Raw genomic sequence first — 24,883 nt, 5'->3', positions numbered from 1 at the left:
ATAAACTTTCTCTGACTCTTTTGAAAGGCCTAGTATAGGTATATGGATAGTTTTCTTAGTTTCCTAGCCGGTGGTTTGCTGCAGCTCGCGTGGTGGAAGACCGCACTGATCGCATTGGTGCTCACGCACATCACGATTCTCGGGGTTACCATTTATCTGCATCGCAGCCAGGCTCACCGTGGGCTCGATCTGCATCCTGCACTGGCGCATTTCTTTCGTTTCTGGTTGTGGATGACGACCGGAATGGTCACCAAAGAATGGGTGGCTATTCACCGCAAGCACCACGCCAAATGCGAACGCGAAGGCGACCCTCACTCACCCATGGTCTATGGCATAGGCAAGGTGTTTTTCCAAGGGGCCGAACTGTATCGCCAAGAAGCCCTGAACGCAGAAACCCTCAAGCGTTTTGGTCATGGTACGCCCGACGACTGGGTAGAGCGCAATCTCTATTCCCGCTATAGCGTACTGGGCGTCTCCATTACCCTCATCATCGACGTAGCGCTGTTCGGCGTTCTCGGCCTGACGGTGTGGGCCTTGCAAATGGCCTGGATTCCCTTCTGGGCGGCGGGCGTCGTCAATGGCTTGGGTCACTACTGGGGCTATCGTAATTTCGCTTCTCCCGATACCAGCACCAACTTGGTGCCCTGGGGCTTTATCATCGGTGGCGAAGAACTGCACAACAACCATCATGCCTATGGCACGTCGGCCAAGTTTTCTGCCAAGTGGTGGGAAATCGATGTGGGCTGGGGTTATATCCGCACCTTCCAAGCGTTGGGGCTGGCCAAAGTTCGCCGCGTAGCGCCCAAGCTCAAGCTCGAACCTGCCTCGCAGTCTATCAATCTGCGCACCCTGGAAGGCGTTATCCAGCATCGCTACGAGATCCTCGCTCGCTATACCGATGTGGTCAAGCAGGCCGTGTCCGACGAGCTCAGCAAGCTTAAGCCCACGCGTCGTCAGCAGGCCGATTGCAGCTGGACGCAACTGCGTAGCATCAAGCGCCAGCTTAACTGGGCCGACACCGAGTCCTGGTCTCCAGACCAGCAAGCTCAAGTGGATACGGTTCTGGCTCAAAACCAGTCGCTCTCCGTGCTGGTGCAAATGCGCCGTGAACTGACCCGCATCTGGGAAAGCTCCAGTGCTTCCAGCGAACAATTGGTCGCCGACCTGCAAGCGTGGTGCCAACGGGCTCAGCAAAGCGGTATTGCTGGTCTAGAGCAATTCGCCTTGCGCCTGCGCCGCTACGCGGCATGATGCTGGACAATCTTAATACCGAACAACAAGCCGCCGTCACCCTGCCAGACCAGCATGCCCTGGTGCTGGCTGGTGCCGGTAGTGGTAAAACGCGGGTCTTGACTACCCGCATGGCCTGGCTGATTCAGTCGGGCCAGCTTACCCCCTACAACCTGCTGGCTGTTACCTTCACGAATAAGTCCGCGCGCGAAATGCTGACGCGGCTTTCTACTTTGCTGCCACTGGATACACGTGGCATGTGGGTAGGCACCTTTCATGGTTTGTGCAACCGTATGCTGCGTGCGCATCATCGCGACGCCGGTTTGATGCAAACTTTTCAGATTCTGGATTCTTCCGATCAGCTCTCGGCCATCAAGCGCTTGTTGAAGGCGCACAATGTTGATGACGATAAGTATCCCCCGCGCGATGTGCAGCGTTTTATCAATGGGGCTAAGGAGGAAGGTCAGCGCCCGCACGCGGTAGCGGCAAGCGACCCGCATCGGCGCAAGCTTGTCGAGTTGTACCAGCTCTACCAAGATCAGTGCGAACGAGAAGGTGTTGTTGATTTCGCTGAACTTTTGCTGCGGGCTTACGAGTTGCTGCAGCGCAATGCGCCCATACGCGAACATTACCAACGGCGCTTTCGCCACATACTGGTAGACGAGTTCCAAGATACCAATATGTTGCAGTACCGTTGGCTAAAGCTGTTGGCCGATGGTGGGGCCAGCATGTTTGCCGTAGGCGACGATGATCAGTCCATTTATGCCTTTCGGGGCGCCAATGTAGGCAATATGGCCGATTTCCAGCGCAGCTATGCGCAAGGGAACGTTATTCGACTAGAGCAAAACTATCGCTCTTTCGGTCATATTCTAGATGCTGCCAATGCCTTGATTTCGAATAACTCGGCGCGCTTGGGCAAACAGCTCTGGACGTCTCAGGGTGAAGGCGAACCTTTACGCATCATCGAGCAGGCCTCTGATGCGCTTGAGGCGCAGTGGGTGGTAGACGAAATTCGTGCTTTGCTACGGGATGGTCACGCTCGCCAGGAAATCGCCATACTTTATCGCAGCAATGCTCAGTCGCGAGTCATCGAGCACAACTTGTTTTCCGCTGGCATACCGTACCGTGTGTATGGTGGGCTGCGGTTCTTCGAGCGCCAGGAAGTCAAACATGCTTTGGCTTATCTGCGTCTGATAGACAACCCGCATGACGACACTTCGTGGTTGCGAGTGGTGAACTTTCCTACGCGTGGCATAGGGGCGCGTTCGCTAGAGCAATTAGGCGACTTGGCTCGCGAGCATGGCACCAGCCTGTATGGTGCTGTCGCTTTCATGCCCGGGCGTGCAGGCGCCAACCTGGGTCGTTTCGTGCAGCTGATGGAGCAAATGGCAGCCGAGGCGCGTCACCTGAGCTTGCCCGAGCTGGTCGAGCACGTGGTGCACCATAGCGGTCTTGAAGCGCACTATCAAAGCGACCGCGACGGTTTAGAGCGTCTAGAGAACTTGCAGGAACTGGTCAATGCCGCAGCGGCTTTTGCTGCCGAAGAACAGGTGGCAGGCATGCCTGCGGGCTTGGCGATTGTGCAGCCCGCTACCGTATCTGATGAAGACCCCTTCGCCTCAGCAGAGTCGATACGGATGTCACCGCTTGCCGGTTTTCTGTCACACGCTTCGCTTGAAGCCGGAGACAACCAAGCTCAAGCAGGGCAAGATGCCGTTCAGCTGATGACCGTGCATGCGGCTAAGGGTTTAGAGTTCGATGCCGTCTTCATGACTGGGCTGGAAGAAGGTTTGTTTCCCCACGAAAACAGCCTGCTCGAGGCCGCAGGCCTGGAAGAAGAGCGGCGCTTGATGTATGTGGCCATTACGCGGGCACGCAAGCGTTTATACCTGACGTTGGCGCAAAGCCGCATGCTGCATGGCCAAACTCGTTACGCCATGCGGTCGCGCTTCTTGGACGAAATCCCCGAGCAGCACGTCAAATGGCTGACTCCAAAGATGGGGGCTAGACTGCGCGATTTCGCCGCCTCGCCCGACGCTTTTGGCAGGCCTTCAACGGGTGCTGCGGCTCCCCGCGTAGCGCGTTCGGCCACCAGCGGTGTGGTGGTGGGTGATAAGCATTTCCGTATAGGCCAAGGCGTGCGCCATGCCAAATTTGGTGAGGGCACCATCATAGGGCTAAGCGGGTCGGGCCAGGATGCCCAGGCGCAGATTCAGTTTCGAGACGTGGGCGCCAAAACTTTGGCGCTGGGCATCGCTAAGCTGGATCTCATCGCCGGTTAAAGGCTTATCCGGCCCGCTCGTCGGTTGGCAAGCGGGCTGAATCTTCTTTTTTCTCAGGCGCTTCCTAGCGTCTCCAGCGCTTCTTGCAGCTCCAGCCAGCGCATTTCCAGCTCTTCATTGCGTTTGCTGAGCTCACCGTGTTCAGCCAGCACGGAAGGTCGCTCGTCACGCTGTGCTTCGGTATAAAAATCTGGGTCGGCTATGCGGGCGTCGAGCTCGGCCAAGCGCGTCGAGGCGCGCTGCATTTCTGCTTCCACCTTAAGCAGTTCGCGCTCAAGCGGCTTGCGTTGCTGTGCCAATTGTTGGCGTGCCTGGGCTTGCTCGCGCCGCTGCTCTTTACGGTTGGCGCCGGTGCTTGTATCCAAGGCCGAGTCGCTACGCGCCAAGGCGCGGTTGGCGGCGTTGCGTGCTTGCAGCCAGTCGCGATAGTCATCCAGGTCGCCGTCGAACTCCTCCACCTTGCCATCTACGACTATCCAGAACTGGTCGACGGTTGTGCGCAGCAAATGCCGGTCGTGCGAAACCAGCAGCACGCTGCCTTCGAATTGGGCCAGCGCTTCAGCCAAGGCTTCTCTGGTGTCGACGTCCAGGTGGTTGCTAGGCTCGTCTAGCAGCAATAAATTGGGCTTGCGCCAGACAACCAAGGCTAACGCCAGCCTGGCTTTTTCTCCCCCCGACATGGGCGCGACCAAGGCCAGGGCTTGTTCGCCGCCGAAGCCGAAGCCGCCCAAATAATTGCGTAGATCCTGTTCGCGTGCTTGTGGGGCCAGGCGCGCCATATGCTGTAAAGGCGTGGCTTCGGGATCCAGCATGTCTAATTGGTGCTGAGCAAAATAACCGATTTGCAGGCCTTTGGCTGGCTGCAGCTTACCGGTAAGCGCTGGTAGCTCGCCCGCCAGTGTCTTGACCAAAGTACTTTTGCCGGCCCCGTTAACACCCAGTATGCCGATACGGCTTGCCGCTCTGACCATCAAGGTGACGCCTTGCACCACCGTGCGTGTGCCGTCTTCAGCCAGCTGATAGCCTATACCGACGTCGTCCAGCCTAAGCAAAGGGTCGGGCATGCTGTCGGGTTCTGGCAGGTTGATAGTAATGCCGGCTTCTCGGTGCAAAGGGGCCAGGGCTGTCATGCGTGCCAAGGCCTTGATGCGGCTTTGCGCTTGTTTGGCCTTGGTGGCTTTGGCTTTAAAGCGATCGATGAAAGACTGCAGTCTGGCGCTTTCCTGGGTTTGTTTGTCCCAGGCGGCTTGCTGTTGGCGCAAACGTTCGGCGCGCTGCGACAGGAAACTGTCGTAATCACCTCGATAGCGAGGCAGCTTCTGATGCTCGATATGCAGGATGGCGGTAGCCACTGCATTCAGGAACTCCGTATCGTGAGAAATCAACACGACGGTGCCAGGGTAGGCGGCGAGCCAGCGCTCCAGCCACAACATGGCGTCCAGGTCCAGGTGGTTGGTGGGTTCGTCCAATAACAGCAGCTCGGAGGGAGCCATCAAAGCGCGGGCCAAGGCCAGCCGCATCTGCCAGCCGCCCGAAAAACTGTTTACCGGCGCCATCCATTGACTAGGCGTAAAGCCCAAGCCCGCCAACAACTGCTCGGCACGAGACTCTGCACTCCAAGCGCCGGCATCTGCCAAGGCGGTTTCAAGTTCCGCGATAAGCTGGCCGTCTGTGTCGGGTACTGCCGAGCGCTGGCTTTGCAAACTGCGCAGATGCGTATCGCCGTCTATGACGAATTCACGTGCAGCCTGGGTGCTGGCGTGGATTTCTTGTTCAACGCTAGCGATGCGCCAGCTTTGTGGCATGTCGAGATTGCCGGTATCGGGATCCAACTTGCCTTGCAACAGCGCGAATAGGGTGGATTTTCCAGCCCCGTTGCGGCCCACCAGGCCTACGCGTTCGCCAGGGTGGATAACGAAATCTGTGGTGTCCAATAATAATTTGGTGCCACGCCTGAGACTAAGGCCTGTTGCACGTATCATGAGACGAGTTGGTCGCGATTCAGCAACAGCACTTGATCATGAGACGCTTCGGTTTCCAGCCAGACCGGATCCAGATCAGGAAACGCGGCTACAAAGTTTTCGTATTCGTGGCCGATTTCAAGCACCAGTATGCCATTAGGGGACAGAAACTCAGGTGCCATACGCAGCAGGCGTCGAACAAGGTCCATACCGTCGTCTCCGCCGGCCAGCGCCAGCGAGGGCTCGTGTTTATACTCGTCTGGCAGTTCTTGCATAGACTGCGCATTGACGTAGGGTGGATTGCACAAAATGACATCGTAAGGCTGACGCGGCAGTTGATCTAGCAGGTCGCTAGCATGCAAAGTGACGCGATCCTGCAGTTGGTACAGTGCCACGTTTTGGCGTGCCACAGCCAGAGCGTCTTCTGAGATATCGACAGCGTCTACCTGAGCTTGGGGGAAGGCTTGTGCAGCCAAAATGGCTAAGCAAGCAGAACCGGTACACAGATCTAATACGCTACCCACGTTCATGGTGTCGTCTACCCAAGGGCTCAACTGCTCATCCAAGAGCTCTGCAATGTGCGAGCGGGGAATGATGACACGAGGGTCCACGATGAATCGGCGGCCTCGCAACCATGCTTCGCCAGTTAGGTAGGCTGCGGGCAAACGTTCTTGTGTGCGCCTATGGATAATGCTCAAGCATTGCTCTCTTTCCTCTGGCAGCAGGCGTGCCTCCAAGAATGGGTCGAGCAGGTCTAGCGGTAGATGCAACGTGTGCAGCAACAGATAGGCGGCTTCGTCCCATGCATTATCGTTGCCGTGACCGAACACCAGGTCGGCTTGGCCAAAGCGGCTGATGGCATAGCGCATCATATCGCGCAAGGTAAGCAGGTGCTGGGAGGGTACGCTGGAATCGGGCATGAATGGGGCGCCAGGTAATTGGGCGAGGCCCAAGAGTCAGGGAAAGCGCGATTTTACCAAGCACAGCTCAGCATAGCTTGCTAAGGACTAAACATCTTGTATTTAGCTGCACAAAGAAAAAACGGCCTTGAGAAGGCCGCATAAAACTTCGCGAAGACCGCGAGGAGCATTTTGTGAAAGGCCAGCTGCTTACGCAGCCTGGCCTAGCGTGAAAACTGTCGCTTATTCTTTGCAGCTGAAGTTTTCGGCGCGCTCTATGCTGCCGCTACCGTTGTAACGGGCAACCAGAGGGTAGGGGCACAGAGGGCGGGTACGGTCGGGAGCCCAGTCGGCGGGGAGCTCTGTGTTGACGCCACCCGGATTGCCTGCGCCACGCGCTTGAGCCAAGACGGAGTCAGGAGCTTTGCCGCGCTCTACCCAATCAATCAGGGAGTCCAACATGTCGAACTGATCGGTGGAAGGCCCGCCGCTACCGTGCCCCATGCCGGGTACCGGGAAGAAACGCGCAAATTTCGAGGCATCACCGTTATTGGCTTGCATCAAACCTTCGTACCATTGCTGGGTGTCGTCTACCGAGAACACGCCGTCGGATGCGCCATGAACCACTATCATCTTGCCGCCGCGGTCGCGCAAGGTTTCCAGTTGCGTGGCATTAGGCGGGGTCATGAACGACAGAGAGTCTTCGGTGTAGGTGGCGTCCGTAGCAAATAGCTTGGGGAAGTCCGTATCGAAGTTGTAGTTGAAGGCAAACTCGCGAGAAGCGTTAGTGTCGGTAGCGACGGAGGCGTCGGGAGGTACTTGGAAAATGATGCCGACGGCGACGGGGTCGCGAGCATTACCTACCGATGAGGTGTACTTCCAGTTGGCCCAGCCGCGGGCTACCAAGCCGGGATCATACGGCTGGGTAGCATATAAAGCTTCGCCCTTGCTGTTGACGGGGCCGCGATACATATCGCCAACGGCTTGCTTTTGCTCGGTAGTCAGGCAAGTGCCGTCGCGGTCGGCAGCGCAGGTGGTGACATCGCGAGCCAAGTCGAAGGCACTGCGGCAAGCTTCAATGTCTTGCACCAAGCCATCGCTGGCGCCGTCAAGTGCGTCGCATTGACGCAGGATGGCGTTGGCAACCGTACGGCGCTCGGCTTCGGTAAAACCGGTGGAGAGATCGGTTTCATCAGTAGCGGTCTTACGGAACTGTTGAGCCGAGTAAAGCTGAGCGACTGCAGCGAGAGGCAAGTTAAAGCCAGGAGCGCTGGCAAGGATGCCATCGTATTCCTCGGCCAGCCTGGCCGCAGCAACCATGGCATGACGGCCCCCATTGGAATTGCCGCCGAAATACGAGCGGTCTGGGCCCTTACCGTAGGCGGAGGCGATCATGGCTTTGGCCATGGGTGTCAGTTTCTGGGCGGCACCGTAGCCATAGTTGATACGCGCTTCGGGGTCGAGCCCGAACAGCGGGTTTTGGCTGCCATTGTGGCCGGCGTCGGACGAAATGACGGCAAAGCCCTTGTGCAAAGCGTTGCTGAGCGCACCGCCGCTGCCGTAAGTGCCATAGGCGTTGGAAATGCTACCGTCGGTACCGCCATTGCCTTGGTAAAAGTAACGGCCGTTCCAGTCGACAGGCAGGCGCATTTCGAAGCCGATAGCGTAAGTCTCGTTGTCTATGGGGCTGACGCGTTGTTCAAGCTCGCCACGGATGCGGCAGTGTTCGCCGATATCGGTACCCGACACCTTGACCGCGCCGGCAGCCACGGTTTCAGCGACGGAGATCGTGGCGCGAGGATAAGCAAAACCGGCCAAGTCTTCGCAGCGACCCTTGAGCGCCGCGCCGACGGCTTCGCTAAGCTGGGGCAGTTGCGGCTCGGGCGTGGGATCGGGGGTAGGCGTTGGTGTGGGTTCGGGCGTGGGGGTGTCATCGTCGGAGGAGCCGGATGAGCAGGCCGTGAGCAGGGCGGTAATGACGGCACCGGCAATCATGTGATACCGGAAATGTGGGGATTTCATTTAAGTCTCCTTTGCTTCTTTTTGAGTTCGCCCATGCTACGGCATGAGTGAGCTCATTTTAGTACGCAAAGTGAACTTTTATTGACTATGGTTTCCCCTAGTAGGATCACTCCCTAGCTTGGGCAAGCTTATGCAAAAGCTCGCCCAAGGTGGTGCGCTCGGCGGGGGTCAGTGTGAACAAAGCGGCTTTTTCTCCGTCCAGCAGCTTCTGGGTCAAGGCGTCCAGCAGTTGGGCGGCATCTGCGGTGGTGTGAAGCTGTTGCGCACGCTGATCATTAGGGTTGACTTGGCGAGAAATCAAGTTGCGCGTACTGAGTTTTTCTAGGCCCGTTGTAACGTAAGGCTTGCTGATGCCCAGGGCATTGCGCAATTGCGTAGGCGCGACCCCGGGGTTGGCATGTATCAGCGCCAGCATGGTGTACTCGACGGCGTTCAAGTCGTGCGGCTTGCCCACATTGGTCTGAAAGACGCGGGAAGTCACGATAGTGGCTTGCGCCAGCTGATAGCCGACAAGCTCTGTCAGCAGTGCTTCGTCAAGGGATTCTTTTGGGGTGGCGCGGGGCGACCCGGCGGATGAAGTGGTTTTTTCTTGGGTCGTCATGGGCCAATGTTAACCGGGGCGCATTGGGGGCGGCAATAGCGCAAGCCGGAGTTCAGCGTAGATGCGGTGCAACATACCGTTTTGTGACCACCAACCTATCGTTTACACTAACAGGTTTTACCAATCCCTTTCGCACCTTTCCTTTTTCCAAGGATCCCGCCATGACCAGCTTTCCCCGCATCGAGCGACTGCCGCCTTATGTTTTCAACATCACAGGCGAGCTCAAGATGGCGGCGCGTAGGCGTGGTGAAGACATTATCGACATGTCCATGGGCAATCCCGATGGCCCTACGCCTAAACACATCGTGGACAAGCTCGTGGAAGTCGCCACCCGCGAAGACACGCATGGCTATTCGGTGTCAAAAGGCATTCCACGTTTGCGTCGTGCCATTACCGGTTGGTACGAAAAGCGCTATGGCGTGTCTTTTAACCCCGACAGCGAAGCGATTGTCACCATAGGCTCTAAAGAAGGTCTGGCCCATCTTATGCTGGCCACGCTAGACCGAGGCGATACGGTACTGGTACCGAATCCTAGCTACCCCATACATATTTACGGAGCTGTCATCGCCGGGGCCAATATCCGCTCCGTACCCATGACGCCCGGCCTCGATTTCTTCGAAGAAATCGAAAGGGCGGTGCGCGAAAGCATACCTAAGCCCAAGATGATGATTCTGGGTTTTCCCAGCAATCCCACGGCTCAGTGCGTAGACTTGCCTTTCTTTGAGCGCATAGTCGCCTTGGCTCGCGAACACAATATTTTGGTGGTGCACGACCTGGCCTACGCAGACATCTGTTTCGACGGCTACGTGGCGCCTTCCATCATGCAGGTGCCCGGCGCACGCGATGTGGCGGTCGAATTCTTCACCATGAGCAAAAGCTACAACATGGCGGGGTGGCGCATAGGCTTTATGGTGGGTAATGCCGAATTGGTCAATGCTTTGGCGCGTATTAAAAGCTACCATGACTATGGCACGTTCACGCCCATTCAAGTGGCGGCAATTGCCGCGCTCGAAGGCCCGCAAGACTGTGTGGACGAAGTGGTCGAGCAGTACCGTAGCCGCCGCGATGTGCTGACTAAGGGGCTGCATGAAGCCGGCTGGATGGTCGAAGTGCCTAAGGCATCCATGTATATCTGGGCGCGTATCCCCGAAGCCTATCAGCATCTGGGCTCCCTAGAGTTCGCCAAACGCCTGCTTGAGCAAGCCAAGGTGGCGGTATCCCCAGGAATCGGTTTTGGCGACCAGGGCGACGGATATGTGCGCTTTGCACTCATCGAAAACGAGCAGCGTATACGGCAGGCGGTTCGCGGCGTGAAGGAAATGTTCCGCAAGGATGGTCTGATCAAATGAAAGTCATGAAAGTAGGCCTGTTGGGTCTAGGCGTTGTCGGTGAAGGTACCTGGAAGCTGCTGCGCAGCAATATGGGCGAGCTTGAGCGGCGTACAGGGGTGCGCATAGAGGTCACCCAGGTTGCCGTGCGTGATCTGGCCAAGGCACGCGCCAAAATCGGCGACGCCGTGCCTTTGACGCAAGACGGCTTAGATGTCGTACGCAGCCCCGATGTTGACGTGGTCGTCGAATTGATGGGCGGGCTGAACCCTGCTTACGATTGGGTAATGGAAGCCATCGCCCAGGGCAAGCACGTGGTAACCGCCAACAAAGCATTGCTGGCCGAGCGTGGCAACGAAATCTTCCAGGCTGCGCGCGAGAAAGGTGTCATCGTGGCCTTCGAGGCCGCTGTTGCCGGCGGTATTCCGGTCGTCAAAGCGCTGCGTGAGGGCCTGACCGCCAACCATATTCAATGGGTGGCCGGTATTATCAACGGCACCACCAACTTTATTCTTTCCGAAATGCGTACGCGCGGCTTGACGTTCAAGCAAGCGCTAGCCGAAGCACAAGAGCTGGGTTATGCCGAGGCTGATCCCACCTTCGACGTCGAAGGTATAGATGCTGCGCACAAACTGACGCTCTTGGCATCGTTGGCCTTTGGTATTCCGGTGCCTTTCGGTAAGGCCCACGCTGAAGGCATCTCCGACCTTACGCGCAAAGATGTGGCTAATGCCGAGCGTCTGGGCTATCGCATCAAATTGCTGGGTATTACGCGTCGCACCGAGAAAGGCATAGAGCTGCGTGTGCATCCTACGCTCATCCCCGCCGAAAGCTTGCTGGCTAATGTCAGCGGTGCCATGAATGCCGTGCTCGTCAATGGCGATGCGGTGGGCTCCACCTTGTATTACGGCGCCGGTGCCGGCCAAATGCCCACTGCCTCGGCAGTGGTGGCCGACCTTGTCGACGTTGCCCGCATGGCCAGTGCTTTGCCTGATCATCAAGTGCCGCACTTGGGCTTCCAGGCAGCTGCCATGGCGAATACGCCTATTCTTTCCATGTCCGATGTGTATTCGGCCTACTACTTGCGCCTTAGGGTGAAAGATAGGCCCGGCGTATTGGCCGAATTGGCGGGTATTCTGGCAGAAGAAGGCATTTCCATCGGGTCTATGGTGCAAGAGCCCCATGGCGACGAAGAAGCCGACATCATCTTCCTGCTGCACCGCGCGCTCGAAGGCAATGTGGATCGTGCCTTGGAGCGAATCCAATCGCTGGGTTTCGTCAAATCCAAGGTCATCCGCCTGCGCATGGAAACCGAACTATGAAATACATTTCTACCCGTGGCGGCATGATGCCGCTGCCATTCTCCGATGTCTTGCTTGAGGGCCTGGCTCCCGATGGCGGCCTGGCGCTGCCAGAGAGCTTTCCACAGGTTTCGGCAGAGACTCTGGAGTCTTGGCGCCAACTCTCTTATCCCGAGCTGGCCACCCAGGTTCTCGGCCTGTATGTTGACGACATCCCTTCCGAGACGCTTTCGAAGCTGGTGCATGCCGCCTATGCGCCTGGGGTGTTCAACGATGCGCAAGTGGTGCCCGTCAAGCCTTTGTACGAGCAGACCAGCTTGTTGGGCTTGTCCGAAGGCCCGACCTTGGCATTCAAAGACATGGCCATGCAGTTTTTGGGCCAGGTTTTCGAGTACGAATTGGCCCGTCGCAACACAACGCTGAACATCATCGGCGCCACTTCCGGTGACACGGGTTCGGCGGCAGAGTACGCCTTGCGTGGCAAAAAGGGCGTAGCGGTATTCATGCTGTCGCCCTATGGGCGCATGAGTGCTTTCCAGCGTGCGCAGATGTATTCCCTGCAAGATCAAAACATCCACAACCTGGCGGTCAAGGGTGTGTTCGATCAATGCCAAGACATCGTCAAGGCGCTGTCGGGCGACTTGGCCTTCAAGGCTGATTGCCGTCTGGGGGCCGTCAACTCTATCAACTGGGGCCGCATCGTAGCCCAAGTGGTGTATTACTTCTGGGGTTGGCTGCGCGCTACCAGCCAAGCGGGGCAGCAGGTTTCTTTCGCTGTGCCATCGGGTAACTTTGGCAATATCCTGTCGGGCCACATCGCTCGCAGCATGGGTTTGCCCATACGCCGCCTGGTGTTGGCAACCAACGAAAACAATGTGCTGGAAGAGTTCTTCCGCACCGGTATTTATCGCCCGCGTTCAGCCGAACAGACCCACGCTACGTCCAGCCCTTCCATGGATATTTCCCGGGCGTCCAACTTTGAGCGCTTTGTGTTTGACTTGGTGGGCCGCGATGCCGAGCGCGTCAAAGCGTTGTGGGCACAGTTGTCCACCGACGGGTACTTTGACCTTAGCGCTTATAAACCGCAGTTCGAGGCCCAGTATGGTTTCGTGGCGGGTGTCAGCAGTCATGCCGACCGCTTGCGCACCATTCGCGAGACCCTAGCGCGCACGGGTGTACTCATAGACCCCCACACTGCAGATGCGGTCAAGGTGGCTGCCGAGCATGTTGAGCCCGGCATACCCATGCTGGTACTAGAGACTGCCTTGCCGGCCAAGTTTGGCGAGACGATTCAGGAAGCCACGGGTCAGTTGCCACCTGTTCCAGAGCATCTGGGCGAGCTTCAGAGCTTGGAGCAGCGGGTGCAGGTCATGGATAACGATGTTGAGCAGGTACGCGAATACGTTCGCAAACACGCCTTGCTTTAAACATGTGTTGGGGCAGTGGCCAGGCGGGCAGCCCGCAGGCCACTGCGCACCGCACCCTCCAAGACAGCCGGGTAGCCAGTGTCTGTCCAGTCGCCTGCTACAAAAACGCCCAGCCAGGGCGTTTTTTCTTTGGGGCGCTCAAGGCCTGGCAGCGCTGCAAAGGTAGCGCGTTTTTCGACAATCAGTTGATGGCCGCTTACGGCAGGCATAGGGCCGGCACGACTTAATTGGGCGCGCAGTTGAGCTTGTATGCCCGCTACCAGACTGGCCTCGTCATGGGTGGCCAGGTGGCTGGCATCACTGATGACGACGCTTAACAAAGGGGCGGTGTCGCTTCGGCTGAAGGCATGCCTATTGAAAACCCATTGCCCAAAGCCTAGCGTAGCAGGCGTTTCGCGTAGTTGCAGCATGGGATGGGGTAAATGCCAAGGCTGGGTCAGGCGTAGATAGAGGGTGGCGATAGGCAGGTGGGTGAACTTGGCGTAGGGAGCCAAATAATCTTCACCGAGCGGGCTTTTTGGCAACTGGCTTAGCAATTTGCATGAGGTGGCTGCTGGGCAAGCCAGTATCACAGTGTCGAAAGCCTCATCATCCACCTGGATCCCGCCATTGTGCATAGCCAAACGCTGCACCGGGCGTCGCAGACGTAAATCCATGTCTCGTAGCGCAGAAGAATTCCAGAGGCTGCCAAGGTCCAGGCGGGGCAGCACGATGCGGCAGGCGTCTGCCCCTTGGCCCAAGCTGTCTCGTAGCACATGCGCAAATAGTTGAGCGCAAGCCTGCTGTGGCGGCGTATTCATGGTAGCCAGACACAAGGGGTGCCAGAAGACCGTGCGAATATCCGGGGGCTGGTGTGTGGCGTCCAGCCAGTGTTCCACCGTTAGTCCTTGGGCGACTCGCCAGCCCGAGAAGCTCAATTGCATGAGTGCTTGAGCTGCGCGCCAGCGTGCCGATCGGCTTAAGCCTTGCGCGCGTAGTAGCCCCCAAGCCAGAGCGAGTTTGCTGGGTAGACGCTTGGGTACACGCAGCGAGAGTAGGCCATCGGCGGATTCCCAGATCAGGGGCAGAGTGGCGCAGCAACTATCCAGCTGGCCATGTAGTGAGCCTAGTAGCGCCAAGGTGTCGGTATAGGCTGACAGCAGAATATGTTGGCCGTTATCCAGCGTCATCTGCAGTTTGTTAGACCAAACCCCGCGCGCGCGCCCGCCTATGGCCGGCGCTGCCTCGAAGACGCTGAGTTCATGCCCTTCAGCATGCAGGCGGTGGGCGGCGCTCAGGCCGGCCCAACCGGCACCGATAACGGCTATTCTCATTTCCCCAGGCGCTTGATCAGCCCCTTGCCGCCTCCGACCCAAGTGCGCCAGGCAAGCCAGAACTTGCGGATGGGGGTCAGGGAAATACGTTGATCCAGCACTTGCCAATTGTCGCGCTCGATTTCGTCAAGCAAGGCATGGTAGATGGCTGCCATAGCCAGGCCTGGGCGTTGGGCCCGACGATCAACCTCGGGCAGCGCCTCTACGGCTTCGCGGTAATACTGGCGCGCGCGCTCGGCCTGAAACTTCATCAGCGCTTCGAATGCGGGCGTATGACGACTATTGAGAATATCTGCCGCCTTGACGTCGAACTGTTGCAAGTCGTCTATGGGCAGATAGATGCGGCCACGCCGTGCGTCATCGCCGACATCACGAATGATATTGGTAAGCTGGAAGGCCAAACCGAGCTTGTCTGCATAGATCAAAGTATCGGGATGCGTATGGCCGAATACGCCTGCGGACATCTCGCCCACTACGCCGGCAGCGTGCCAACAGTATTTTTTCAGGGCGGGCCAGTCTAGGTAGCGCGTTTGGCTGAGGTCCATTTCCATGCCCTCGATAACCGCCACCAGTCTTTCGGCTGTGATGCCATAGCCGTTCAAGTGCGGCGCCAAGGCCTGAGTGACCGGGTGCGAAGGGTTGCCGGCAAACAGCTGTCCGACTTCGCGTCGCCACCAAGCCAGCTTGCTATGGGCCACGGAGGGATCCTGGCATTCATCGACGACGTCGTCGACCTCCCGGCAAAATGCGTAGAGCGCAGTGATGGCGCGTCGCCGCTCGGGGGGAAGGAACAGGAAGGCGTAATAGAAGCTCGAACCGCTGCGAGCAGCCTTATCCTGGCAGTATTCGTCGGGACTCATGTGCAGGTGGAACTAAGAGGGTAGTGATTCAAGGGGTGTGATGATTGCTGTGCGCGAAGGCGCGCCATGCAAGAATCAGCCAGTCGCGCTTGCGCAGCGTGGGGCGGTGCGCAAACACATCGTAGTGTAATTGTTCTAGACGCGAGAGTATGCGCAGACCGCCTTGAATGACCAGGCGTAATTCAAGTCCCGCTCTCCAGGGCAGGCTGGCGGGCAAAGGCCAACCCTGTAAAAGGCATTGGCGAGCCAGAGTTACCTGTTCGGCCATCAGGGCTTGCCAAGCCGGGTCGCAGCGGTTTGTGGCAATTTGGGCTTCGGTAACGCCATGACGCGCCATGGCGTCTTGAGGAAGGTAGACGCGATCTTTAAGCCAGTCTATGGCAACGTCCTGCCAAAAATTAGTCAGTTGCAAGCCTGTGCAAATAGCGTCGCTTTGTTGAAACGCCTGTTCGTTACGCACTTCATACAAGTGCAGCATCAGGTGGCCCACCGGATTCGCCGAACGAGCACAGTAGTCCAGCAAGCTGGACAAGTCAGCATAGCGTTTGACGCGTACGTCTTGCTCAAAAGCGCTCAGAAGATCGTGGAAAGCCTGCCAGGGCAGCTTATGCCTGAGTACGGTAGCGCCTAGTGGGTTGAAGATGAGCGCCAGCGGGTCTGTGTGGTTTAAATGGCCGTCAGCCTCCAACGCTTTCAAGGCCTGCCGGTACGAGTCCAGTTGGCTCAGGCGCTGCGCTGGGGTGGCATCGCCTTCATCAGCGATATCGTCGGCGCTACGTGCAAAACGGTAGATGTCTCGTACCGCCGAACGCAGGTGTGCGGGCAAAAGCAGCGAGGCAACAGGAAAATTTTCGTAGTGATCAACGGCCATGTTTAGAACGTCTGGGAGCCTGAGCCAAGCGGTGCAGAGGTGACAAAAGTGTACCCAGTGTTTGCTGGGCAATTCACAGTGAACGGTGACATGGATTAGACTTCCGGTACTTGGGAGAAGTTATGCCACGTCCGATTTCAGCGACGATTTCCTTACCGGCCTTGAAACACAACCTGGAGTGTATGCGCGGACATATGTCACGGGCTGGGCGCGAGCGTGGGCGAGAGTCCCCCAGGATATGGGCGGTTATCAAGGCCAACGCCTATGGCCACGGCATAGAGCAAGCTAAACAGGCTTTCGCAAGCGCTGATGGCTTGGCCATGCTGGACTTGGATGAGGCCGTACGCTGTCGGGAAGCCGGCTGGCAAGGCCCCATTTTGATGCTCGAAGGTTTCTTCCAGCCTCGCGATATCGCCGTACTGCGCGATTATAGTTTATCGACTGTGCTGCATTGCCAAGAGCAGCTTGAGATGTTGCAGAGCGCGCCGCCAGGCAAGTCTTTGGCTGCCTGGGTCAAGCTCAATACCGGTATGAACCGACTGGGTTTTGCTCCCGAGGCTTTCGGTGCCGCCCACGATTGGGCCCGGCAACTCTTGCAGCAGGGGCGTTTGCATGAAGTGGGCAGCATGATGCATTTTGCCCGCGCCGACGACGATGCAGCGTTCACGCGCATACAGCTTGAGCGTTTCCACGAGGCCACTGCAGGGCGGCCTGGTGCGGTCAGTGTTTGCAACTCGGCAGCCTCTCTAATGCCCGAATGCTGGGCGTCTTTCGAGCCGTCTACTGAGCAGTGGGCCAGGGTGGGCATATGCCTGTACGGCGCTTCGCCTTTCGCTCATCGTTCAGCCCACAGTCTGGGCCTTTTGCCCGCGATGTCTTTGCAATCCGAGATCATCGGTGTGCAGCAGGTTCGCAAGGGGGAGGGCGTGGGTTACGGGCACACCTTCATTGCCGAGACAGACATGCGTGTTGGCGTGGTGGCCTGCGGTTATGCCGACGGCTATCCGCGTCATGCTCCCAACGGCACGCCTATTCAAGTGATGGGCGTGCGCACCCGGGTAGTGGGACGGGTTTCCATGGACATGCTTATTGTCGACCTCAGTGCCGTGCCAAGTGCGGGGGTGGGCTCGCCTGTGGTGTTGTGGGGCGGCTCTGGCCCCAGCGTTGATGAAGTGGCGCAAGCCTGCGGCACCATAGGATACGAATTGCTATGCGCGCTTGCGCCGCGCGTGCCCCGAAGCATCCAAGCGCTTGCGGCCACTCAGGCAAGGCAAGAAGGGCATGACAAGAATTTCCTCGGAGAGCTTACATGAAAGACCTGTGCGTGCTGGTTACTGGAGCAACACGCGGTATAGGCTGGGCCATCAGTCAGCATCTGGCAGATCAAGGCTGCCATGTCGTGGGTATCGCCCGTCACGTCGACAACATTGCCTTCCCGGGCTATTTACATGCTTGCGATCTTTCCCAGGCCGGTGAAACCGACGAGGTGCTAAGGGTAATACGCGAAAAATACCCCATTGATGCGGTCGTGAATAATGTGGGCACGGTCAGGCCCGCAGCGCTGGGTGAAGTCAGCTTGGCAGATCTCTACGAGGCCTATGACTTGAATGTCAGGGTGGCGGTACAAGTGGCGCAGACCTTTGCCGAGTCCATGAAAGTGCGTAAGGCGGGCCGTATCGTCAATATCTGTAGTCGTGCTGCGGTGGGTGCACCCAGCAGAACCAGCTACGCGGCAGCCAAAAATGCCCTGATTGCCTGCACGCGCACCTGGGCGCTGGAACTTGCCGAATACGGCGTTACCGTGAATGCCGTCGCGCCCGGCCCTGTCGATACTGAGTTGTTTCGGCAAAACCACCCCCAGGGTAGCGAGGCCGAGCAACGTGCACTGGCCAGCATACCGATGAAACGCTTTGGGCATCCTACCGAGGTTGCCGCTGCCGTTGCCTTTTTGCTGTCGCCCGCCGCTGCCTACATTACTGGGCAGATTCTGGGTGTGGACGGCGGCGGTAGCTTGGCTAACGCTTGATTTGCAGCGGGTTACACTTGAAGCATGGCCAAGGCAAAAGTCTCTTATGTATGCAATGAGTGCGGTGGTAGCTGTCCCAAATGGGAAGGCCGCTGCCCGCATTGTCATGCTTGGAATACCCTGCAGGAAGTTGTCGTTGCCCCTGCCAGTTCGCGCTATGCGCCACTGGCGGAAAGCACACCGGTACGCACGCTAGCCGAGATCGAGGCCAAGGAACAGCCTCGCCAGCCCACCGGCTTATCTGAGTTTGATCGGGTATTGGGTGGCGGACTGGTTCAAGGGGCGGTTGTCCTGATAGGCGGGGATCCCGGCATAGGTAAATCTACCTTGTTGTTGCAGGCATTGGTGTCGTTATCGGCGGCTGTGCCTGTGTTGTATGTGACCGGCGAAGAGTCGGCTGAACAAGTGGCGTTGCGCGCCCGCAGGCTGGAACTCGCCACGGGCGACGTCAAGCTGCTGGCTGAAATCCGGCTGGAAGCCATCATTGCCGCCCTAGAGACTCAACGGCCCAGCGTAGCCGTCATCGACTCCATACAGACTCTATACAGTAGTGAACTGACCGCCGCACCCGGTTCGGTTTCGCAAGTGCGCGAATGTTCTGCCAGATTGACGCGTTTGGCCAAACAGACAGGCATCAGCATTGTGTTGATCGGCCATGTCACCAAAGACGGCGCTTTAGCGGGGCCGCGCGTGCTTGAGCACATCGTTGATACGGTGTTGTATTTCGAGGGCGATGCGCATTCTTCGTTTCGTTTGATACGTGCGTTCAAGAACCGATTTGGCGCAGTCAACGAATTGGGCGTATTTGCCATGACGGATCGTGGCTTGCGTGGTGTCAGCAATCCTTCAGCGCTGTTCCTGTCTCAGCATGATCAAGAAGTTGCCGGCTCATGTGTGATGGCGACCCAAGAAGGCACCCGGCCTTTGTTGGTTGAGATCCAGGCCTTGGCCGATGGTGCGCACGTGCCTAATCCCCGGCGCCTCTCGGTTGGCCTTGAAAGCACGCGGCTGGCCATGCTGCTTGCTGTGTTGCACAGACACGCCGGCGTTGCCACCTTCGACCAGGACGTCTTCGTCAACGCGGTAGGTGGGGTCAAAATTACCGAGCCGGCAGCTGATCTGCCGGTTTTGCTGGCGATTATTTCTTCGCTGCGTAACAAGCCTTTGCCTAAAGGCCTCATCGCTTTCGGTGAAGTGGGTCTGGCCGGCGAGATCCGGCCAGCGCCTCGCGGCCAAGAACGCTTGCGCGAGGCCGCCAAACTGGGCTTTAGCATAGCGCTGATTCCCAAGGCCAACGCCCCGCGTCAGCCCATAGAGGGGCTGGAGGTTTGGCCGGTAGATCGCATTGACGCTGCCATAGCGCGTCTGCGCTGAAGGAGTACACATGGTTGGTGGTTTTTCACGGGCGCCTGGCAATCCGCGGCAGGCTCAGGCCGGGGCGTGGATACGCACCTTGTCGGCGGGATGGCTTGCACTCAGCCGCGACTGGCGTGCCGGAGAGCTGCGTTTCTTGTTTCTGGCTTTGGTCGTGGCTGCAGCCGCGGTGGCCAGCATAGGGTTTCTGGCAGATCGTGTGCAGCAGGCTTTTACCAGCCAAACTGCGCAGATGATAGGGGGCGATCTGGTCGTGCAAGCACGTGCTGCCCTTGCGCCGAATATGGCTCAAGAAGCCAGCGCCCGTGGGCTATCGGTGACGCACGGTGCTCAGCTGTCTTCCATGGCCAGCAACGAGCGTGGGATGCGTCTGGTTTCTCTTAAGGTCGTCGACGATGCCTACCCATTGCGCGGCAGTTTGCTGATTCGCGATCATGAGCATCCCGAAGGCCGCAGTACCGGTGCCCCCGCACCCGGCGTGGTTTGGGTGGATGCGCAGCTAGCCAGCCTTTTGGGTTTGAGTGATGGCGATGCCTTGCAGTTAGGCGAAAGCCACCTTCGGGTCGGCGGCGTCATTTTGCAGGAGCCCGATCGCGGTGTGCAATTCATCAATATGGCACCACGCGTCATCCTCAACCAAAGCGATTTGCGGGCCACCGGTCTTGCCGGGCCGCTGAGTCGCATGAGTCACTCTTTGGCTGTGGCGGGTGATGCCGCTGCGGTACGCGGCTATCACCAATGGTTGTCGGCGCAGCTGCAAACCGGGCAGTCCATTACTTTGCCAGGACAAAGCCGGCCCGAGATCAGACGCTCTTTGCAGCGTGCCCAGCAATTTCTGGTGCTGGTTGCCTTATTGGCGGTTGTCCTCGCCGCCGTTGCGGTGGCTTTGGCTGCACGGCAGTTCCATCATCGCCACGAAGCCGGTTTTGCCGTCATGCGTAGCCTGGGAGCGTCGCGTTGGCAGCTAGGTGGCATGTTATTGATCGAGTTTCTGTTTTTCGGACTGTTGTGCGCTGTCCTCGGAGTGGGGGCGGGTTATGTCTTTCAAGAGCTCTTGGTGCTGGGCGTCGCACGATGGTTTGATGTGAGCTTGCCGGGTGCCTCCTGGGCGCCTGCAGTCCAAGGTTTGGCAGCATGCTGGCTATTGTTGCTGGGGTTTGCGCTACCGTCTTTGCTACGCCTCTTGGGTACGGCCCCCATGCAGGTATTGCGCCAGGTCAGCACAGTAAAAGGCTGGCGACGTTGGCCCGCCGTGCTGTTGGGGTTTGCGGCCTTTGCCAGTTTGTCCTGGTGGGTATCGGGTAACTGGAAATTGAGCCTGCTGATCTGCCTGGCTTTTGCCGCCTGGCTGGGGATATTCATGGCGGTGGCTTATGGCGCGGTGCGATTGGGCCCGCTGATTGCCGCCGCCGTACCCGGCCAAGGGGTTTTAAGGTGGGTGCTGATCAGCCTGGGGCGTCGTCGCGGGCTGGCGGCGGTGCAAGTGGGGGCGCTGTCCATAGGGCTGATGATTCTGCTGCTGCTCATGCTGATACGAACTGATCTGCTGGCGGGTTGGCGCAACGCCTTGCCCGCCGACGCTCCCAATACTTTCCTCTTGAACGTACAAGACGACCAGAGAGAACATCTTCAAAATTGGCTGGAAAGTCATTCCGTGCCTGCTCAGCCTTTGGTGCCCATGGTGCGTGGCAGATTGGTGGCGGTCAACGGCGAAGCCGCCGAGGCCAGGGAGTATTCCGGCGCCAGGGCGCGTCGTATGGTTGAACGGGAATTCAACCTTTCCCATCAGACAAATTTGCCCGAAAGCAATCGACTCACGGCTGGTAGATGGCTGGACCCCTCGGCTCACGAGGTGTCGCTTGAGAATGAACTGGCCGATACCTTAGGGATAGCGTTGGGCGACCTTCTGTCTTTTGATATTGCGGGTGAGACGGTAGACGTGCGCGTGACCAGTTTGCGAGAGGTGAAATGGGATTCTTTCGATGTCAACTTCTTCGCTTTGATGTCGCCGCTGGTGTTGGCGTCGGCGCCGGCCACCTACATCACGGCCTTTCACCTGGACAGCGTAGCGGGCGACTTAGGGCGAGAGCTGCTTGAGCAGTTTCCCAACCTCACCATTGTGGATGTGGGCGTCATGCTGGACCAGGTCAGACGCATCGTCTATCAAGGGACTCAAGCCGTTCAGATATTGTTCATATTCACCGTGGCGGCGGGTTTGCTGGTGCTAGGGGTCACGTTTGTGGCTACGCGCGAAGAACGTCTGCACGAGGTTGGACTGATGCGAGCCCTAGGGGCCCCGGGAAGGCAGCTACGTCAGATGCTCTACATAGAAATGTTGGCGCTGGGCGTCTTGTCCGGCTTGATGGCAGCCGTGGGCGCCATGGCGCTGGCAGCGGTGCTGGCTTGGCAGGTTTTTGACTTTCCTCCTGTGTTATCGGCATGGCCCTTGGCGGTAGGTTGCCTGGGCGGAATCGTGGCAGCCTTTCTTAGCGGCGGTTTGACTTTGCACGGCGTGCTTAAGGCCTCGCCGATGCGAGTGCTTAGGGAGGCTGCCTGATGACGAAAGATGCGGCTGCGTGGCGTGACATTGCCGTGCCCGGCAACTTGGTAATAAGGGTGCAAGAAGACTGGGCTGAGCAGGCCCAGCCTGCCTGGTTTGACCCGGCCACGCCGGCCTTGCAGGCTGAAGCCGTGGGGGTAGGGGGGCGGCAGGCGGCGTGGTTTGTTGCCGGCCCCTTCGGGGAGGGGGTCTTGCGCCACTACCGGCGCGGCGGATTGGTCGCCAAGGTGCTAAAAGAACACTATTTTTGGCTGGGCGCGGGCCGCACACGTTCTTTTCAAGAGTTCGCCATCATGGATTGGATGCATGCCCGAGCCTTGCCCGTGCCCGGAGTGATTGCGGCGGCCTGTTGGCGGCAAGGGCTGGTTTATCGCGCCGCCATCATCGTCCAGCGTTTGCTTGATGTCACCCCGGTAGCTAAAAAGCTAGCGCACGCCGATGCCGTGGCGCAAGCCGTGCGAGCCATGCACGACGCAGGCGTCTGGCATGCGGATTTGAATGCCTTTAACATTTTGCTGGATAAGTCGGGTAAGGCTTGGTTGATAGATTTTGATCGAGCCAAGCATCAGTTCATGACGCGCGAGCTCCGGCAAAATAATCTCTTGCGACTGCGACGCTCGTTAATCAAAGTGGCGGGTGAAGCCGGGCACGAATACTGGCAACAGGTGAATCAGATTTACCACAATTGTTGAGTTTTCCTTGCCCCTCCCGGAAAATTACAACGTCCTGAACGAATTGGCTTTATGATTCGGCTTTTTTGCCGTCGGGCCGCCTTACGGTAAAGAAAATGCCCTCTTGGGCTCCACCCTTGGCGCAACGTGCCAGCCAAGGAAAAGCGACAGATTTTTTGGCGGGTTTTCTGGAGAGACTGACCATGCATTTCATAGCGGCCAAACGATGGCTGGCGGGTGCCGCGCTGGCGTTGACGGTACCGGTTTCCTGGGCTCAGGGTAAGGTGGTGAACATCTACAACTGGGCCGAGTACACCGCGCCAGATACCCTGTCTGGCTTTGAGGCTGCCACCGGCATCAAGCCTCGCTATGACGTCTATGACAGTAACGACACGCTGCAAGCAAAGCTGCTGACTGGAAAATCCGGTTACGACGTGGTGGTGCCCTCTACCCACTATGCGGGCCGCTTGCTGAAGGCAGGCTTGTTTCAGGAACTGGATAAAACCCAGTTGCCCAACTGGCAGCATCTAGACCCAGACATCATGGCACTGGTTGCTGAAGTAGACCCTGGCAACCGTTACCTGGTCCCTTGGGGTTACGGTACCAATGGTTTAGGCTATAACGTGACCAAAGTGCAAGAGTTGCTGGGTGCCGATGCGCCACTGGATAGCTGGGACATGCTGTTCAAGCCGGAGAACGCCGAGAAACTGAAGTCTTGCGGCATTTCTATACTCGACGAAGCAGCTCAGGTTTTTCCTGCCGTGCTGCATTATCTGGGCAAAAACCCCAACAGCACGGATCCCGAAGACTACCGGGAAGCGACCGAGTTGCTTAAAAAGATCCGGCCCTATATTCGTCAGTTCAGCTCGTCGGGCTATATCGATGAACTGGCAGGGGGCGATCTGTGCATGGTTTACGGGTTCTCCGGCGACGTCATGATTGCGCGAGATCGTGCGCAACAGGCGGGTAAGCGTTTCGAGATCGATTACTACCTGCCCAAGGGTGGGGCGCCCGCATGGTTTGACACCATGGCGATTCCCAAGGGGGCCGCCAATGTTGATGCTGCACATGCTTTCATCAATTACATTGAAACTCCTCAAGTGCATGCAGCGATTACCAACACCATGTTTTATCCCAATGCCAACAAGGCGGCACGCGAGTTCGTCAAGCCCGAGGTGGCCAATAACCCCATGATTTATCCACCGTCCGAGGTGTCGCGTCAGTTATTCGTCATTAAAACGCCCGATTTACCCGCACGCGACCTGCAAAAACTACTGGCTTTGCAAACGCGGCTGTGGTCCGAACTCAAGACGGGGCGTTAGGTGATGACTGAGTACCGCAGCTCGACGCAAGGGGGATGGTCGGGGGATAGCGACGCGTTTGTACGCATAGAAGATGTCGTCAAGATATTCGGAGACGTAGTCGCGGTGCAAGGTGTGTCGCTAGCCGTTCGTCGTCGCGAGATTTTTGCCTTGTTGGGAAGCTCAGGCTGCGGAAAATCTACCTTGTTGCGCATGCTGGCGGGCTTCGAAACGCCCACTTCGGGTCGAATTTATCTGGATGACGAAGACATCACGGATCTGCCGCCTTATCGGCGTCCAGTCAATATGATGTTCCAGTCATACGCCTTGTTTCCTCACATGACGGTCGAGGCCAATGTGGCTTTCGGGCTCAAGCAGGAAGGTGTAGCGCGTAACGAAATTCACGAGCGGGTGTTCGAAGCGCTGGATCTCGTGCAGATGGCCGGCTATGCGCGGCGCAAGCCCCACCAGTTGTCGGGTGGGCAGCAGCAGCGGGTGGCTTTGGCGCGCAGTCTGGTCAAGCGGCCCAAGCTGCTCTTGCTAGACGAGCCCATGTCTGCACTCGATAAACAAATTCGTCAGAAAACCCAGATAGAGTTGGTGCGGATTCTGGACCAAGTCGGGGTGACCTGCATTATGGTCACCCACGATCAAGATGAAGCCATGACCATGGCTCATCGTTTGGCTGTCATGACGGAAGGGCAAATCATACAAAGTGGCACGCCCCAAGAAGGGCACCTCGAATAACCCGAGGTTTTCAGTGAATCCCACCGCGCAATGATGACGGCGACCGCGTTCGGTCCAATTTCTCTGGCAACCCACCGTATTTCTCGGCGGAGTTGCCCCCTTTTTGCCT

The 24,883-nt window shown here is 57.9% G+C and carries 18 protein-coding genes and 1 pseudogene; 12 read left to right on the top strand and 7 right to left on the bottom strand.

What is annotated here, in order from left to right:
* Positions 1-42: 42 nt before the first annotated feature.
* Both H0484_RS00095 and H0484_RS00090 read left to right on the top strand, forming a co-directional pair.
* Complete coding sequence (locus H0484_RS00095) at positions 43-1,251, top strand: DesA family fatty acid desaturase (RefSeq protein WP_226952389.1); 1,209 nt, start codon at positions 43-45, stop codon at positions 1,249-1,251.
* Positions 1,248-3,512: a UvrD-helicase domain-containing protein gene (locus tag H0484_RS00090; protein ID WP_226952388.1), complete on the top strand. Its 2,265-nt coding sequence runs from the start codon at positions 1,248-1,250 to the stop codon at positions 3,510-3,512. The genes H0484_RS00095 and H0484_RS00090 overlap by 4 nt, the downstream gene beginning before the upstream one ends.
* A gap of 53 nt (positions 3,513-3,565) precedes the next feature.
* Here the strand turns inward: H0484_RS00090 and H0484_RS00085 are convergent, their stop codons facing one another.
* From H0484_RS00085 to H0484_RS00070, 4 genes are all read right to left on the bottom strand, one after another.
* The gene (locus H0484_RS00085) at positions 3,566-5,494 is read right to left on the bottom strand and encodes an ABC-F family ATP-binding cassette domain-containing protein (RefSeq protein WP_226952387.1); all 1,929 of its coding nucleotides are present in this window, start codon (positions 5,492-5,494) and stop codon (positions 3,566-3,568) included.
* On the bottom strand, positions 5,491-6,393 hold the full coding sequence (gene prmB, locus H0484_RS00080; protein ID WP_226952386.1) for a 50S ribosomal protein L3 N(5)-glutamine methyltransferase: 903 nt from the start codon (positions 6,391-6,393) through the stop codon (positions 5,491-5,493). Before prmB ends, H0484_RS00085 begins: the two co-directional genes overlap by 4 nt.
* A 222-nt stretch (positions 6,394-6,615) precedes the next feature.
* Positions 6,616-8,394: a tannase/feruloyl esterase family alpha/beta hydrolase gene (locus tag H0484_RS00075; RefSeq protein ID WP_226952385.1), complete on the bottom strand. Its 1,779-nt coding sequence runs from the start codon at positions 8,392-8,394 to the stop codon at positions 6,616-6,618.
* Between the two features lie 106 nt (positions 8,395-8,500).
* Positions 8,501-8,995 (bottom strand): MarR family winged helix-turn-helix transcriptional regulator, encoded by a 495-nt coding sequence (locus tag H0484_RS00070; protein WP_226952384.1) that lies wholly within the window; start codon positions 8,993-8,995, stop codon positions 8,501-8,503.
* A 161-nt stretch (positions 8,996-9,156) separates the two neighbouring features.
* Between H0484_RS00070 and alaC the strand changes: the two genes are divergently transcribed.
* The 3 genes from alaC to thrC are packed head-to-tail and all read left to right on the top strand — an operon-like array spanning position 9,157 to position 13,051.
* Complete coding sequence (gene alaC / locus H0484_RS00065; RefSeq protein WP_226952383.1) at positions 9,157-10,344, top strand: alanine transaminase; 1,188 nt, start codon at positions 9,157-9,159, stop codon at positions 10,342-10,344.
* Positions 10,341-11,645 carry a homoserine dehydrogenase gene (locus H0484_RS00060; protein ID WP_226952382.1) on the top strand — a complete coding sequence of 435 codons (1,305 nt, stop codon included), beginning with the start codon at positions 10,341-10,343 and terminating at the stop codon, positions 11,643-11,645. The genes alaC and H0484_RS00060 overlap by 4 nt, the downstream gene beginning before the upstream one ends.
* Positions 11,642-13,051 carry a threonine synthase gene (gene thrC, locus H0484_RS00055; protein WP_226952381.1) on the top strand — a complete coding sequence of 470 codons (1,410 nt, stop codon included), beginning with the start codon at positions 11,642-11,644 and terminating at the stop codon, positions 13,049-13,051. The genes H0484_RS00060 and thrC overlap by 4 nt, the downstream gene beginning before the upstream one ends.
* Here thrC and hpnE read toward each other — a convergent pair.
* From hpnE to hpnC, 3 genes are read right to left on the bottom strand one after another with little or no spacing between them, the layout of a single operon-like run.
* A complete protein-coding gene (hpnE, locus tag H0484_RS00050; protein WP_226952380.1) occupies positions 13,048-14,364 on the bottom strand; it encodes a hydroxysqualene dehydroxylase HpnE in 1,317 nt (438 codons plus the stop codon). The two genes, thrC and hpnE, sit on opposite strands and share 4 nt — an antisense overlap.
* Positions 14,361-15,224 (bottom strand): presqualene diphosphate synthase HpnD, encoded by an 864-nt coding sequence (gene hpnD / locus H0484_RS00045; protein ID WP_226952379.1) that lies wholly within the window; start codon positions 15,222-15,224, stop codon positions 14,361-14,363. The genes hpnE and hpnD overlap by 4 nt, the downstream gene beginning before the upstream one ends.
* Before the next feature lie 28 nt (positions 15,225-15,252).
* Positions 15,253-16,095, bottom strand: coding sequence for a squalene synthase HpnC (gene hpnC, locus H0484_RS00040; protein WP_226952378.1), 843 nt, complete (start codon positions 16,093-16,095; stop codon positions 15,253-15,255).
* Between the two features lie 122 nt (positions 16,096-16,217).
* Here hpnC and alr point away from each other — a divergent pair, with 122 nt between their 5' ends.
* From alr to H0484_RS00005, 7 genes and pseudogenes are all read left to right on the top strand, one after another.
* Positions 16,218-17,408 carry an alanine racemase gene (alr, locus tag H0484_RS00035; RefSeq protein WP_226952377.1) on the top strand — a complete coding sequence of 397 codons (1,191 nt, stop codon included), beginning with the start codon at positions 16,218-16,220 and terminating at the stop codon, positions 17,406-17,408.
* Complete coding sequence (locus H0484_RS00030) at positions 17,405-18,121, top strand: SDR family oxidoreductase (protein WP_226952376.1); 717 nt, start codon at positions 17,405-17,407, stop codon at positions 18,119-18,121. Before alr ends, H0484_RS00030 begins: the two co-directional genes overlap by 4 nt.
* Positions 18,122-18,145: 24 nt before the next feature.
* Complete coding sequence (radA, locus tag H0484_RS00025; RefSeq protein WP_226952375.1) at positions 18,146-19,495, top strand: DNA repair protein RadA; 1,350 nt, start codon at positions 18,146-18,148, stop codon at positions 19,493-19,495.
* A gap of 10 nt (positions 19,496-19,505) precedes the next feature.
* On the top strand, positions 19,506-22,052 hold the full coding sequence (locus H0484_RS00020; RefSeq protein WP_226952374.1) for an ABC transporter permease: 2,547 nt from the start codon (positions 19,506-19,508) through the stop codon (positions 22,050-22,052).
* Positions 22,052-22,747 (top strand): 3-deoxy-D-manno-octulosonic acid kinase, encoded by a 696-nt coding sequence (locus H0484_RS00015; RefSeq protein ID WP_226952373.1) that lies wholly within the window; start codon positions 22,052-22,054, stop codon positions 22,745-22,747. Before H0484_RS00020 ends, H0484_RS00015 begins: the two co-directional genes overlap by 1 nt.
* A gap of 182 nt (positions 22,748-22,929) precedes the next feature.
* A complete protein-coding gene (locus tag H0484_RS00010) occupies positions 22,930-24,048 on the top strand; it encodes a polyamine ABC transporter substrate-binding protein (protein ID WP_226952372.1) in 1,119 nt (372 codons plus the stop codon).
* A 3-nt stretch (positions 24,049-24,051) separates the two neighbouring features.
* Positions 24,052-24,759 (top strand): annotated as a pseudogene (locus tag H0484_RS00005) (ABC transporter ATP-binding protein); the annotation flags it as partial.
* Between the last annotated feature and the right edge of the window lie 124 nt (positions 24,760-24,883).

The sequence above is a fragment of the Mesopusillimonas faecipullorum genome, from assembly GCF_020539505.1.
GTDB classification, from domain to species: Bacteria; Pseudomonadota; Gammaproteobacteria; order Burkholderiales; family Burkholderiaceae_B; genus Mesopusillimonas; species Mesopusillimonas faecipullorum.
This window is presented reverse-complemented; position numbering and strand designations above follow the sequence as displayed.

Bases quoted from the DNA above. Each gene is read 5' to 3' on its own strand.
- H0484_RS00095 (WP_226952389.1), top strand. From the start codon at position 43: ATGGATAGTTTTCTTAGTTTCCTAGCCGGTGGTTTGCTGCAGCTCGCG.
- H0484_RS00090 (WP_226952388.1), top strand. From the start codon at position 1,248: ATGATGCTGGACAATCTTAATACCGAACAACAAGCCGCCGTCACCCTG.
- H0484_RS00085 (WP_226952387.1), bottom strand. From the start codon at position 5,494: ATGATACGTGCAACAGGCCTTAGTCTCAGGCGTGGCACCAAATTATTA.
- prmB (WP_226952386.1), bottom strand. From the start codon at position 6,393: ATGCCCGATTCCAGCGTACCCTCCCAGCACCTGCTTACCTTGCGCGAT.
- H0484_RS00075 (WP_226952385.1), bottom strand. From the start codon at position 8,394: ATGAAATCCCCACATTTCCGGTATCACATGATTGCCGGTGCCGTCATT.
- H0484_RS00070 (WP_226952384.1), bottom strand. From the start codon at position 8,995: ATGACGACCCAAGAAAAAACCACTTCATCCGCCGGGTCGCCCCGCGCC.
- alaC (WP_226952383.1), top strand. From the start codon at position 9,157: ATGACCAGCTTTCCCCGCATCGAGCGACTGCCGCCTTATGTTTTCAAC.
- H0484_RS00060 (WP_226952382.1), top strand. From the start codon at position 10,341: ATGAAAGTCATGAAAGTAGGCCTGTTGGGTCTAGGCGTTGTCGGTGAA.
- thrC (WP_226952381.1), top strand. From the start codon at position 11,642: ATGAAATACATTTCTACCCGTGGCGGCATGATGCCGCTGCCATTCTCC.
- hpnE (WP_226952380.1), bottom strand. From the start codon at position 14,364: ATGAGAATAGCCGTTATCGGTGCCGGTTGGGCCGGCCTGAGCGCCGCC.
- hpnD (WP_226952379.1), bottom strand. From the start codon at position 15,224: ATGAGTCCCGACGAATACTGCCAGGATAAGGCTGCTCGCAGCGGTTCG.
- hpnC (WP_226952378.1), bottom strand. From the start codon at position 16,095: ATGGCCGTTGATCACTACGAAAATTTTCCTGTTGCCTCGCTGCTTTTG.
- alr (WP_226952377.1), top strand. From the start codon at position 16,218: ATGCCACGTCCGATTTCAGCGACGATTTCCTTACCGGCCTTGAAACAC.
- H0484_RS00030 (WP_226952376.1), top strand. From the start codon at position 17,405: ATGAAAGACCTGTGCGTGCTGGTTACTGGAGCAACACGCGGTATAGGC.
- radA (WP_226952375.1), top strand. From the start codon at position 18,146: ATGGCCAAGGCAAAAGTCTCTTATGTATGCAATGAGTGCGGTGGTAGC.
- H0484_RS00020 (WP_226952374.1), top strand. From the start codon at position 19,506: ATGGTTGGTGGTTTTTCACGGGCGCCTGGCAATCCGCGGCAGGCTCAG.
- H0484_RS00015 (WP_226952373.1), top strand. From the start codon at position 22,052: ATGACGAAAGATGCGGCTGCGTGGCGTGACATTGCCGTGCCCGGCAAC.
- H0484_RS00010 (WP_226952372.1), top strand. From the start codon at position 22,930: ATGCATTTCATAGCGGCCAAACGATGGCTGGCGGGTGCCGCGCTGGCG.